This is a genomic window from Enterobacter sp. SECR19-1250 (assembly GCF_013391025.1).
GTDB lineage: Bacteria > Pseudomonadota > Gammaproteobacteria > Enterobacterales > Enterobacteriaceae > Enterobacter > Enterobacter cloacae.
This window is the reverse complement of the sequence record NZ_JACASJ010000042.1, coordinates 1-12,897: the sequence shown is the minus strand read 5'-3', so window position 1 is coordinate 12,897 and position 12,897 is coordinate 1. Positions and strand designations below refer to the sequence as shown.

The 12,897-nt window shown below is 54.9% G+C and carries 13 protein-coding genes; all 13 read left to right on the top strand.

Annotation, left to right across the window (positions count from 1 at the left end; translation table 11 throughout):
* The first annotated feature begins 1 nt into the window (after position 1).
* Positions 2-445 carry a low molecular weight protein-tyrosine-phosphatase Wzb gene (gene wzb, locus HX884_RS12715; RefSeq protein WP_178328270.1) on the top strand — a complete coding sequence of 148 codons (444 nt, stop codon included), beginning with the start codon at positions 2-4 and terminating at the stop codon, positions 443-445.
* A gap of 2 nt (positions 446-447) precedes the next feature.
* Positions 448-2,610: a tyrosine-protein kinase Wzc gene (gene wzc / locus HX884_RS12710; RefSeq protein WP_013097881.1), complete on the top strand. Its 2,163-nt coding sequence runs from the start codon at positions 448-450 to the stop codon at positions 2,608-2,610.
* 108 nt (positions 2,611-2,718) lie between these two features.
* Positions 2,719-3,561, top strand: a complete 843-nt coding sequence (wcaA, locus tag HX884_RS12705) for a colanic acid biosynthesis glycosyltransferase WcaA (RefSeq protein ID WP_139936630.1) — start codon at positions 2,719-2,721, stop codon at positions 3,559-3,561.
* On the top strand, positions 3,561-4,052 hold the full coding sequence (wcaB, locus tag HX884_RS12700; RefSeq protein ID WP_013097879.1) for a colanic acid biosynthesis acetyltransferase WcaB: 492 nt from the start codon (positions 3,561-3,563) through the stop codon (positions 4,050-4,052). The genes wcaA and wcaB overlap by 1 nt, the downstream gene beginning before the upstream one ends.
* A complete protein-coding gene (gene wcaC / locus HX884_RS12695) occupies positions 4,049-5,266 on the top strand; it encodes a colanic acid biosynthesis glycosyltransferase WcaC (RefSeq protein WP_029881805.1) in 1,218 nt (405 codons plus the stop codon). The genes wcaB and wcaC overlap by 4 nt, the downstream gene beginning before the upstream one ends.
* A complete protein-coding gene (wcaD, locus tag HX884_RS12690) occupies positions 5,241-6,470 on the top strand; it encodes a colanic acid polymerase WcaD (protein WP_057072527.1) in 1,230 nt (409 codons plus the stop codon). Before wcaC ends, wcaD begins: the two co-directional genes overlap by 26 nt.
* A gap of 129 nt (positions 6,471-6,599) precedes the next feature.
* Positions 6,600-7,346: a colanic acid biosynthesis glycosyltransferase WcaE gene (gene wcaE, locus HX884_RS12685; protein ID WP_013097876.1), complete on the top strand. Its 747-nt coding sequence runs from the start codon at positions 6,600-6,602 to the stop codon at positions 7,344-7,346.
* A 15-nt stretch (positions 7,347-7,361) separates the two neighbouring features.
* Complete coding sequence (gene wcaF / locus HX884_RS12680; protein ID WP_013097875.1) at positions 7,362-7,910, top strand: colanic acid biosynthesis acetyltransferase WcaF; 549 nt, start codon at positions 7,362-7,364, stop codon at positions 7,908-7,910.
* A 24-nt stretch (positions 7,911-7,934) separates the two neighbouring features.
* Positions 7,935-9,056, top strand: coding sequence for a GDP-mannose 4,6-dehydratase (gene gmd, locus HX884_RS12675; RefSeq protein WP_003863514.1), 1,122 nt, complete (start codon positions 7,935-7,937; stop codon positions 9,054-9,056).
* 2 nt (positions 9,057-9,058) lie between these two features.
* Positions 9,059-10,024 (top strand): GDP-L-fucose synthase, encoded by a 966-nt coding sequence (locus HX884_RS12670; protein WP_013097874.1) that lies wholly within the window; start codon positions 9,059-9,061, stop codon positions 10,022-10,024.
* A gap of 2 nt (positions 10,025-10,026) precedes the next feature.
* Entirely contained in the window at positions 10,027-10,506 is a 480-nt protein-coding gene (locus HX884_RS12665; RefSeq protein ID WP_023622393.1) for a GDP-mannose mannosyl hydrolase, read from the top strand.
* Positions 10,503-11,726 (top strand): colanic acid biosynthesis fucosyltransferase WcaI, encoded by a 1,224-nt coding sequence (gene wcaI, locus HX884_RS12660; RefSeq protein ID WP_013097872.1) that lies wholly within the window; start codon positions 10,503-10,505, stop codon positions 11,724-11,726. The genes HX884_RS12665 and wcaI overlap by 4 nt, the downstream gene beginning before the upstream one ends.
* A 3-nt stretch (positions 11,727-11,729) precedes the next feature.
* A partial coding sequence (gene cpsB / locus HX884_RS12655; protein WP_178328269.1) for a mannose-1-phosphate guanyltransferase occupies positions 11,730-12,897 on the top strand: 1,168 nt, incomplete at its 3' end.

Sequence of the window (12,897 nt, the reverse complement as noted above, 5' to 3'; positions counted from 1 at the left end):
GATGTTTAATAAAATTCTGGTGGTATGCGTGGGGAACATTTGCCGTTCCCCAACGGCTGAGCGGTTGCTGAAACACTACCAGCCCGAGCTCACCGTCGATTCTGCAGGGCTGGGCGCGCTGGTCGGTAAAGGTGCCGATGAAAGCGCCGCGAGCGTGGCCCGCGATCACAACCTTTCTCTTGACGGGCACTGCGCCCGCCAGGTCACCGGCCGCATGTGCCGGGAGTATGACCTGATCCTGACGATGGAAAAACGCCATATTCACTCGCTATGCGAAATCGCACCGGAGATGCGCGGCAAAGTGATGCTGTTTGGTCACTGGGAAAACGAACGCGAAATCCCCGATCCCTATCGCAAAAGCCGTGAGGCCTTTGAGGCGGTGTATACCTTACTTGACCAGTCTGCCCGTCAGTGGGCGCAGGCACTGAAAGTTCAGCAGGGATAACAATGACAGAAAAAACAAAACCTTCTGCCGCCCCGATTTCGGGCAGTGATGAAATCGATATTGGTCGCCTGGTCGGCACCGTCATAGAGGCGAAGTGGTGGGTACTTGGGATCACCGCCGTGTTTGCCGCCGCGGCGATCGTCTATACGCTGTTTGCGACACCCATCTACAGCGCCGATGCGCTGGTGCAGATTGAGCAGAACACCGGCAACTCGCTGGTGCAGGATATTGGCTCTGCCCTGGCGAACAAACCGCCTGCCTCCGAGGCCGAAATTCAGCTGATCCAGTCGCGTCTGGTGCTGGGTAAAACGGTTCACGATCTGGGGCTTGATATCTCCGTCACCAAAAATACCTTCCCGATATTTGGTGCCGGCTGGGATCGCCTGACCGGGCACAGCAACGACACGGTAAAAGTTACCGACTTTGTGCTGCCGAAAGGGAGCGCGGATCAAACCTTTACCCTGACCGTACTAGGGCCGAAGCAGTATCAGCTGACCAGCGACGCGGGCTTCAGCGCGCGCGGTGAAGTGGGGCAGATGCTGACAAAAGATGGCGTCAGCATGAAGGTGAGCGCTATTCAGGCGCAGGAAGGCAGCGAGTTTACCGTCACCAAATTCTCCACCCTGGGGATGATCAACAATCTGCAAAACAACCTGACGGTCACCGAAAATGGCAAGGACACGGGTGTCCTGAGCATGACCTTTACCGGTGAAGATAAAGATCAAATCCGCGAAATTCTCAACAGCATTACCCGCAACTACCTTGAGCAGAACGTCGAACGCAAGTCGGCTGAAGCGGCGAAAAGCCTGGCCTTCCTCGCCAGACAGCTCCCGGAAGTACGCGCACGTCTGGATGATGCAGAGAACAAACTGAACGCGTTTCGTCAGGATAAAGACTCCGTCGATCTGCCGCTGGAAGCGAAATCGGTGCTCGATTCGATGGTCAACATTGATGCGCAGCTCAACGAGTTGACCTTCAAAGAGGCGGAAATTTCTAAGCTCTACACCAAACGTCACCCGGCCTATCGCACGCTGCTGGAAAAACGTCGCACCCTCGAAGAGGAGAAAGCGAAGCTTAATGACCGCGTCACCGCGATGCCAAAAACGCAGCAGGAAATTGTGCGTCTGACCCGCGACGTGGAATCCGGCCAGCAGGTCTATATGCAGCTGCTGAACAAACAGCAGGAGCTGAAGATTACCGAAGCCAGTACCGTCGGCGACGTGCGTATTGTTGACCCGGCCATTACCCAGCCTGGCGTACTGAAGCCGAAGAAAGCGCTGATTATCCTCGGCAGCATTATCCTCGGCCTGATGCTCTCCATTGTTGGTGTGCTGCTGCGCTCGCTGTTCAACCGCGGTATCGAAAGCCCGCAGGTGCTGGAAGAGAACGGTATCAACGTTTACGCCAGTATCCCGCTCTCCGAATGGCAGAAATCGCATGACCGGGTCAAAAGCGTCAAAGGCGTCAAGCGTTACAAACAGAGCCAGCTGCTGGCAGTGGGTAACCCGACGGACCTGGCAATTGAAGCGGTGCGCAGCCTGCGTACCAGTCTCCACTTCGCCATGATGCAGGCCAAAAACAACGTACTGATGTTAACCGGTGTCAGCCCGTCGATAGGTAAGACCTTTGTCTGTGCCAACCTGGCGGCGGTGGTCAGCCAGACCAATAAACGGGTATTGCTGATCGACTGCGATATGCGTAAGGGCTATACCCACGAGCTGCTGGGGACCAATAACGTCAACGGTCTGTCGGAAATCCTGCTTGGCAAGGGTGAGATTAGCCAGAGCGCAAAACCGACCAGCATCCCGAAATTTGACCTCATCCCACGTGGTCAGGTGCCGCCAAACCCATCCGAACTGTTGATGAGCGACCGCTTTGCCGAGCTGGTGGAGTGGGCGAGCAAAAACTATGACCTGGTGCTGATCGATACACCACCAATTCTGGCCGTGACCGATGCGGCCGTGGTCGGTCGCCTGGCGGGAACCACGCTGATGGTGGCGCGCTATGCGGTGAACACCCTGAAGGAAGTGGAAACCAGCCTGAGCCGCTTCGAGCAGAATGGCATTGAGGTGAAAGGGGTGATCCTGAACTCCATCTTCCGCCGTGCGACCGGGTACCAGGATTACGGGTATTACGAGTACGAATATAAGTCTGACAGCAAATAACAATCCCCCTCACCCTAACCCTCTCCCGAGGGGAGAGGGAACTGCCCGGTGCAGCTATTCTCCCTCTCCCTTTGGGAGAGAGGCGGGGTGAGGGATCAGGGGAAGACTATGACCACACAACGCCCTTTAGTTTCTATTTATATGCCGACATGGAATCGTCAGCAGCTGGCGATCCGTGCAATCAAATCGGTGCTGCGCCAGGATTACGATAACTGGGAGCTGATCATTGTTGATGACTGTTCCTCTTCGTATGAGCAGCTGCAAAAGTTTGTCACTGACCTCAATGACCCGCGTGTCAGCTATACCCATAACGCGATCAACTCCGGGGCGTGTGCGGTGCGTAATCAGGCAATTATGCAGGCCAAAGGGCAGTATCTGACCGGCATCGACGACGATGACGAGTGGACACCAAACCGGCTGTCCATTTTCCTGTCGCACAAGGAACAACTGGTCACGCACGCTTTCCTGTATGCCAACGACTATGTCTGTCATGGCGAGGTTTACTCGCAGCCTGCCAGCCTGCCGCTGTACCCGAAATCACCATACTCTCGCCGCCTCTTCTACAAGCGCAACATCATCGGCAATCAGGTGTTCACCTGGGCGTGGCGCTTTAAAGAGTGCCTGTTCGATATCGAACTGAAGGCCGCGCAGGATTACGACATCTTCCTGCGAATGGTGGTGGAGTATGGCGAGCCGTGGAAGGTGGAAGAGGCCACGCAGATCCTGCACATCAACCACGGGGAGATGCAAATCACCTCCTCACCAAAAAAATTCTCGGGTTACTTCCATTTCTACCGCAAGCACAAGGATAAGTTTGACCGTGCCAGCCGGAAGTACCAGCTCTTTACCCTCTATCAGATCCGCAATAAGCGGATGACCTGGCGTACCTTGCTGACGCTGTTTTCTGTGCGCAACGGCAAGCGACTGGCTGATGGACTGCGGGGGAAATAATGTTTCTGGAAGATTGCCGCGCTAACAGCTGGAGCCTGCGCCCGTGCTGCATGGTTCTGGCGTACCGCATCGCGCATTTCTGCTCGGTGTGGCGTAAGAAAAATGTTCTGAACAACCTCTGGGCGGCACCGGTTCTGGTGCTGTACCGGATTATCACCGAATGCATTTTTGGCTATGAAATTCAGGCTGCGGCCACCATCGGCCGCCGCTTTACCATTCACCACGGCTATGCGGTGGTTATCAATAAGTTCGTGGTCGCCGGAGATGATTTCACTATTCGTCATGCGGTCACCATCGGCAACCGGGGGCCGGAGAGCCTGGCCTGCCCGGTCATCGGCAACAACGTCGAGCTGGGGGCGAACGTGGTGATCATTGGCGACATTACCATTGGTAACAACGTCACGATTGGTGCAGGCAGCGTGGTGCTGGACAGCATTCCGGATAACGCGCTGGTAGTGGGCGAAAAAGCCCGCGTGAAGGTGATCAAATGAACATTCTGCAATTTAACGTCCGTCTCGCCGAGGGCGGGGCGGCTGGCGTGGCGCTGGATCTGCACCAGCGTGCGCTGCAAAAAGGGCTTCAGTCTCGTTTTATCTACGGCTATGGCAAAGGCGGTAAGAAAAGCGTCAGCCACGATAGCTATCCTCAGGTGCACAAGCAGACGCCACGTCTGACGTCTGTCGCCAACATTGCGCTGTTTCGTCTGTTTAACCGCGATCTGTTTGGCAACCTGAACAACCTCTATCGTACGGTCACGCGCACTTCCGGCCCGGTTGTGCTCCATTTTCACGTGCTGCACAGCTACTGGCTGAACCTGCAAGAGGTGGTGACGTTTTGCCAGAAGGTACAGGCTCACAAGCCGGATACCCGCTTCATCTGGACGCTGCACGACCACTGGAGCGTGACCGGACGCTGTGCGTTCACCGACGGCTGTGAAGGCTGGAAAAACGCCTGCCAGAAGTGCCCGACATTAACCAATTACCCGCCGGTGAAAGTGGATCGCGCTCACCAGCTGGTGGACGGAAAACGTCAGCTGTTCCGCGACATGCTGTCGCTCGGCTGCACGTTTATCTCCCCAAGCCAGCATGTGGCCGATGCCTTCAACAGTCTGTATGGGGCAGGGCGGTGTCAGATCATCAACAACGGGATCGACGTGGCGACGGAAGCGATTCTGGCCGAGTTGACCCCGGTTGCGGAAACCGCAGGCAAACCGAAAATCGCAATCGTCGCGCATGACCTGCGTTACGACGGCAAAACCAACCAGCAGCTGGTGCGCGACATGATGGCGCTGGGTGACAAAATCGAACTTCATACCTTCGGCAAATTCTCGCCGTTCGACGGCGCTAATGTGGTGAATCACGGGTTTGAAACGGATAAGCGCAAGCTGATGAGCGCCCTCAACGGGATGGATGCGCTGGTGTTCAGCTCGCGCGTCGATAACTACCCGCTGATCCTCTGCGAAGCGCTCTCGATTGGCGTGCCGGTGATCGCCACCCACAGCGACGCGGCGCGTGAAGTGCTGGAAAAATCGGGCGGGAAAACGTTCGCGGAACAGGAGGTGCTGCCGCTGGTGCAACTGCCGAAGCCGCAGATTGCGCAGGCCGTTTTTGGCACTGACCTGGAATCGTTCCGCAACCGCAGCCGCAAGGCCTACAGTGGACAACAGATGCTGGAGGAATATGTCTCGTTCTATCAGAGTCTGTAGTTATCTGCTGCTGCCGCTGATCTATCTGCTGGTCAATGTCAAAATTGCCCAGCTTGGCGAAAGCTTCCCGATAACCATTGTGACCTTCTTGCCCGCTCTGCTTCTGTTGTACGTCGATAAAATCAACCTCAAGAAGTTGATGATTGCCTTAGGGATGGGCTTTGGCCTGACGCTGTTTAACTACATCTTTGGCCAGTCGCTGGATCCCAGCAAGTACGTCACCTCTACCATGCTGTTTGTTTATATTGTCATTATTATTGGCATGGTCTGGAGTATTCGTTTTAAAACTATTTCTCCGCACAATTATCGGAAAATCCTCAGGCTCTTTTATATTGCCGTTGCGTTAATTGTTATGCTTGCTGCACTGGAAATGGCACAAATTATTCTCACCGGTGGTAGCAGCCTGATGGAGATGATTTCGAAATATCTCATTTACAGTAACAGCTATGTACTGAACTTCATTAAGTTTGGCGGTAAGCGTACGACAGCCCTCTATTTTGAACCGGCGTTTTTCGCTCTGGCGTTAATCTCAATTTGGCTCAGCATCAAACAGTTTGGTATCAAAACCCCTAAGACCGATGCTATGATTCTTGCAGGAATCGTTCTGTCTGGTTCGTTCTCAGGGGTCATGACATTTATCCTGTTTTACCTCCTGGAGTGGGCATTCCAGTACCTGAACAAAGATGCGATTAAGAAAAAACTGCCGCTGGCGATCATCTCCCTGACGGTATTTTTAGTAGGCGTGATATTTGCATTCCCGTATATCTCAGAGCGTCTGGGCGATTTGGGAACGGAAGGTTCATCGTCCTATTATCGCATTATCGGGCCGCTGGTGATGGTGGGTTATTCCTTAACCCATATCGACGGTGTAGTAAGATTCGGCTCACTTTACGAATATGTTGCATCATTCGGAATCTTTAACGGTGCGGATGTCGGTAAAACCATAGACAATGGCCTGTATCTGTTAATTATTTATTTTTCGTGGTTCGCCGTACTGTTGACGCTCTGGTATCTGTTTAAAGTTTTCAAAATGATGATTAACGCGTTTGGGGATAACCAGAACTTTCGCGTGCAGCTTTATCTGTTTACGCCAGTGTCGCTGTTTTTTACGGGGTCAATATTTAGCCCGGAATATGCTTTCTTGATTGTCTGTCCGTTTATTCTGCGCAAAGCGCTTAATATTACGAACGTAAGCCCTAAATAATTCGAGTTGCATGAAGGCGGCGACGCAGCGAATCCCCAGGAGCGTACAAAAGTACGTGACTGGGGTGAGCGAGGAAGCCAACGCGCAGGCAACTCGAAGTATGACGGGCATGACGAAATGAGGTGATTTATGTTTCTAAGCGTCATTACTGTTGCCTTTCGTAATTACGAAGGGGTGGTAAAAACCTGGCGCTCGCTGCGCAACCTGGCGCGCGATCCGAGTCTCAGCTTTGAGTGGATCGTGGTCGATGGCGGCTCGAACGATGGCACGGCGGAGTTTCTGGAAAAACTCAACGGTGAGTTCAACTTACGCTTCGTTAGCGAGAAAGATAAAGGCATCTACGATGCGATGAACAAAGGCATTAACATGGCGCAAGGCCGTTATGCCATCTTCCTTAACTCGGGCGATGTGTTCCATGACGATGTGGCGCAATTTGCCCGTCAGCTGGCGCGCCAGAAAGACGACGCGATGTATATTGGCGATGCGCTGCTCGATTTTGGTGACGGGCATAAAATTTGCCGCAGCGCGAAACCCGGCTGGTATATCTATCACAGTTTACCGGCAAGCCATCAGGCCATTTTCTTCCCGGTAAAAGGTCTGAAAAAACAGCCTTACGATCTGCAGTATAAAGTGTCATCAGATTATGCCCTGGCCGCCAGTCTGTATAAATCAGGCTACCCGTTCCGTCGAATTAAAGGGCTGGTGTCTGAATTTTCAATGGGCGGTGTATCCACCTCGAATAATCTGGAATTGTGCCAGGATGCAAAAAACGTACAGCGTAAGATATTACGCGTGCCCGCATTCTGGGCGGAATTGTCTTATTTATTCCGCCTGCGCACCACGGGTAAAACGAAAACCTTATATAACAAAGCCTGAATATAAGGAAGTGTAATGCAGGATCTTAACGGGTTCACCGTGCCGAAAGGTTTTCGGGGCGGGAACGGAATTAAAGTGCAGTTATGGTGGGCCGTTCAGGCCACCTTATTTGCCTGGTCACCGCAAATACTGTATCGCTGGCGTGCCTTTTTATTGCGTCTGTTTGGCGCAAAAATCGGAAAAAACGTAGTCATTCGTCCATCGGTAAAAATTACTTACCCCTGGAAATTAACGCTTGGCGATTACGCCTGGGTAGGGGATGACGCCGTGTTATATACCCTTGGCGATATCACGATTGGTGCAAACGCGGTGGTGTCACAGAAGTGTTATTTGTGTACCGGCAGCCACGATTTTATGAGTCAGCATTTTGATATTACCGCTTCGCCAATTGTGATTGGCGAAAAATGCTGGCTGGCAACAGATGTATTTGTTGCACCTGGTGTTTCTGTTGGCGATGGCACGGTAGTCGGTGCCCGCAGCAGCGTTTTTAAATCGCTACCGGCAAATAAAATTTGCCGTGGCAACCCCGCAGTGGTGATACGCGAACGCGTTGAAACTGATTAAATTCATAAGTAGAGGAATATAAACATGTCTAAAGTCGCTCTCATCACCGGCGTTACCGGGCAGGATGGTTCTTACCTGGCAGAGTTACTGCTGGAAAAAGGTTATGAAGTTCACGGTATTAAGCGTCGTGCTTCTTCTTTCAACACGGAACGTGTGGATCATATTTACCAGGATCCGCATGCGGCGAACCCGAAATTCCATCTGCACTACGGCGACCTGACCGATACCTCCAACCTGACCCGCATCCTGCAGGAAGTACAGCCGGATGAAGTTTACAACCTGGGCGCGATGAGCCACGTAGCGGTTTCTTTCGAATCCCCGGAATACACCGCTGACGTTGACGCCATGGGTACGCTGCGTCTGCTGGAAGCGATTCGTTTCCTCGGCCTTGAGAAGAAAACCCGTTTCTACCAGGCATCCACCTCTGAACTGTACGGTCTGGTGCAGGAAATCCCGCAGAAAGAGACCACCCCGTTCTACCCACGTTCTCCTTACGCGGTAGCCAAACTGTATGCCTACTGGATCACCGTAAACTACCGTGAATCTTACGGCATGTACGCCTGTAACGGCATTCTGTTTAACCACGAATCCCCACGTCGTGGCGAAACCTTCGTGACCCGTAAAATTACCCGCGCTATCGCCAACATCGCTCAGGGTCTGGAATCCTGCCTGCACCTCGGCAACATGGACTCCCTGCGTGACTGGGGCCATGCCAAAGACTACGTGAAGATGCAGTGGATGATGCTGCAGCAGGAGCAGCCAGAAGACTTCGTGATTGCGACCGGTGTGCAGTACTCCGTCCGTCAGTTCGTGGAAATGGCTGCCGCACAGCTGGGTATCAAACTGCGCTTCGAAGGCACCGGCGTGGAAGAGAAGGGTATCGTTGTCTCTGTGACCGGCCATGACGCACCGGGTGTGAAACCGGGTGATGTGATTGTGCAGGTTGACCCGCGTTACTTCCGTCCTGCGGAAGTGGAAACCCTGCTGGGCGACCCAACCAAAGCGCACGAGAAACTGGGCTGGAAACCAGAAACCACTCTGCAGGAGATGGTCTCTGAGATGGTAGCCAAAGATCTTGAAGCAGCGAAAAAACACTCCCTGCTCAAGTCTCATGGCTACGAGGTTGCCATCGCGCTGGAGTCCTGAGAATGACAAAACAACGTATTTTTGTCGCCGGTCATCGCGGAATGGTGGGTTCCGCGATTGTTCGACAGCTGGAGCAGCGCGGTGACGTGGAAGTGGTTGTCCGTACTCGTGACGAGCTGAATCTGCTCGATAGCCGTGCGGTACAGGACTTCTTTGCCAATGAACGTATCGATCAGGTGTATCTGGCGGCGGCAAAAGTGGGCGGCATTGTCGCTAACAACACTTACCCGGCAGATTTCATCTACGAGAACATGATGATTGAGAGCAACATCATTCACGCGGCGCATCTGCACAACGTGAACAAGCTGTTGTTCCTCGGCTCATCCTGTATCTACCCGAAAATGGCGAAACAGCCGATCGCCGAGAGCGAACTGCTGCAGGGGACGCTGGAAGCAACCAACGAGCCGTACGCCATTGCCAAAATTGCCGGGATCAAGCTGTGCGAGTCCTACAACCGTCAGTACAACCGTGACTATCGCTCGGTAATGCCGACCAACCTGTACGGGCCGCACGACAACTTCCACCCGAGCAACTCGCACGTGATCCCGGCGCTGCTGCGTCGTTTCCACGAGGCGACCGCCGAGAACGCACCGGATGTGGTGGTGTGGGGCAGCGGCACGCCGATGCGCGAATTCCTGCACGTGGATGACATGGCCGCGGCCAGCATTCACGTGATGGAGCTGGATCGCGAGGTGTGGCAGGAGAACACCGAGCCGATGCTGTCGCACATCAACGTTGGCACTGGCGTGGATTGCACCATTCGCGAGCTGGCGCAGACCATCGCTCAGGTGGTGGGCTATAAGGGCCGCGTGGTGTTTGACGCCACCAAACCGGACGGCACGCCGCGCAAACTGCTGGACGTCACCCGTCTGCATCAGCTGGGCTGGTATCACGAGGTGTCGCTGGAACAAGGGCTGGCAAGTACCTACCAGTGGTTCCTGGAAAACCAGCACCGCTTCCGGGGGTAACAATGTTTTTAAGTCAGGAAGATTTTGCCACGGTAGTGCGCTCCACTCCGCTCATCTCAATTGATTTGATCGTGGAGAACGAACGCGGCGAGTTCTTGCTGGGGAAACGAACCAATCGTCCTGCTCAGGGCTTCTGGTTCGTGCCCGGCGGGCGCGTGCAGAAGGATGAGACGCTGGCCAACGCGTTTGAGCGTCTCACTCTGGCGGAACTGGGCCTGCAACTGCCGATGGCAGCAGGCCAGTTTTACGGGGTCTGGCAGCACTTCTATGACGATAACTTTTCAGGTACCGGCTTCACCACGCACTACATTGTGCTGGGGTTCCGCGTGAAGGTGAGTGAGGCAGACCTGCGTCTGCCTGATTCTCAGCACGACGACTACCGCTGGCAGACGCCAGAGGCGCTGCTGGCCAGCGACAATGTGCATGACAACAGCCGTGCCTATTTCCTGGCCGATCGTCAGTCTGAGGTGCCGGGACTATGAAGATCCTCGTATATGGAATCAACTACTCGCCGGAATTGACCGGTATCGGGAAATACACCGGCGAGATGGTCGAGTGGATGGCGAGCCAGGGACATGACGTGCGGGTCATTACCGCGCCGCCGTACTACCCGGAATGGAAAGTGGGCGAGCGCTACTCCAGCTGGCGCTATCGCCGCGAAGAGGGCGCTGCGACCGTCTGGCGTTGCCCGCTGTACGTGCCGAAGCAGCCCTCGACGCTGAAACGTTTAATTCATCTGGGCAGCTTTGCCCTGAGCAGTTTCTTCCCGCTGATGGCGCAGCGTCGCTGGAAGCCGGATCGCATCATCGGCGTGGTACCGACGCTGTTCTGCACGCCGGGCATGCGGCTGCTGGGCAAGCTCTCCGGTGCGCGCACGTTGCTGCACATTCAGGATTATGAAGTCGACGCCATGCTGGGCCTGGGGATGGCAGGTAAAGGCAAGGGCGGCAAAGTGGCGAAACTCGCCAGCGCTTTTGAGCGCAGCGGTCTGCATAACGTGGATTATGTCTCCACCATCTCGCGCTCGATGATGAACAAAGCGCAGGAGAAGGGCGTCGCGCCGGAAAAGGTGATCTTTTTCCCGAACTGGTCCGAAGTGGCCCGTTTCCGTGACGTAACAGAACACGACGCGCAGGCGCTTCGCGCAGAGCTCGGTTTGCCTGATGACCAAAAAATCATTCTTTATTCAGGCAATATCGGCGAAAAGCAGGGGCTGGAGAACGTTATCGAGGCGGCTCAACAGCTTAGCGAACATCCGTGGATGTTTGTGATTGTCGGTCAGGGCGGCGGAAAAGCGCGTCTGGAGAAGATGGCCAGTGAACGCGGCCTGACTAACGTGAAATTCTTCCCGCTTCAGTCTTACGAGGCGCTGCCTGCGCTGCTGAAGATGGGGGACTGCCATCTGGTGGTGCAAAAGCGCGGCGCGGCGGATGCGGTGCTGCCGTCCAAGCTGACCAACATTCTGGCCGTGGGCGGGAACGCCGTGATCACGGCAGAAGCCGAAACCGAATTAGGCCAGCTGTGTGACAGCTACCCGGGGATCGCCGTTTGCGTGGAGCCGGAATCGGTTCCGGCGCTGGTGACCGGAATTGAACAGGCACTCGCCATGCCAAAAGTGAACACGGTGGCACGTGAATATGCCGAACGCACGCTCGAGAAAGAGAACGTGCTGAGCCAATTTATTGCAGATATACGGGGATAAATCATGAGTCAAACCACGTTGTATCCGGTTGTGATGGCAGGTGGCTCTGGTAGCCGGTTGTGGCCGCTGTCCCGCGTGCTCTATCCAAAACAGTTCCTCTGCCTGAAAGGGGATCTCACCATGCTGCAAACGACGGTTAACCGTCTGCAGGGTGTGGAGTGTGAAAGCCCGGTGGTGATTTGTAACGAACAGCACCGCTTTATTGTTGCCGAGCAGCTGCGCCAGCTGAACAAACTCACAGAAAACATCATTCTGGAGCCTGCCGGACGAAATACCGCCCCAGCCATTGCCCTGGCGGCGCTGGCGGCAAAACGCAGCAGCCCGGATTGCGATCCGCTGATGCTGGTCCTGGCGGCGGACCACGTTATTCAGCAAGAAGAGGCGTTCCGCGACGCAGTGCGGGCGGCCATTGCTTACGCAGAAAGCGGCAAGCTGGTGACCTTCGGCATCGTGCCGGATCTGCCAGAAACCGGCTATGGCTATATCCGCCGCGGCAGCGTGACGCCGGGCGAAGGCGACAGCGTGGCGTTTGACGTGGCGCAGTTCGTTGAGAAACCGAATCTGGAAACCGCGCAGGCCTACGTTGCCAGCGGTGAATACTACTGGAACAGCGGCATGTTCCTGTTCCGCGCCGGTCGCTATCTGGAAGAACTGCAAAAGTATCGTCCGGATATCCTGAGCGCCTGCGAGAAAGCCATGAACGTGGTGGATCCGGATCTCGACTTTATTCGCGTCGACGAAGCCGCGTTCCTCGCCTGCCCGGAAGAATCCATTGACTATGCGGTGATGGAGCGCACGGCGGATGCCGTCGTGGTGCCGATGGATGCAGGCTGGAGCGATGTTGGCTCCTGGTCATCCCTGTGGGAGATCAGCGCCCATACCCCGGAGGGTAACGTCCATCACGGTGATGTGATTAGCCACAAAACCGAGAACAGCTACGTCTACGCCGAATCCGGCCTTGTGACCACGGTGGGGGTGAAGGATCTGGTGGTCGTCCAGACCAAAGACGCCGTGCTGATTGCCGACCGTAACGCCGTGCAGGACGTTAAAAAGGTGGTAGAGAAGATCAAAGCCGACGGTCGCCACGAGCACCATATTCACCGCGAAGTGTACCGGCCGTGGGGCAAATACGACTCCATCGATGCGGGCGAACGTTACCAGGTGAAGCGCA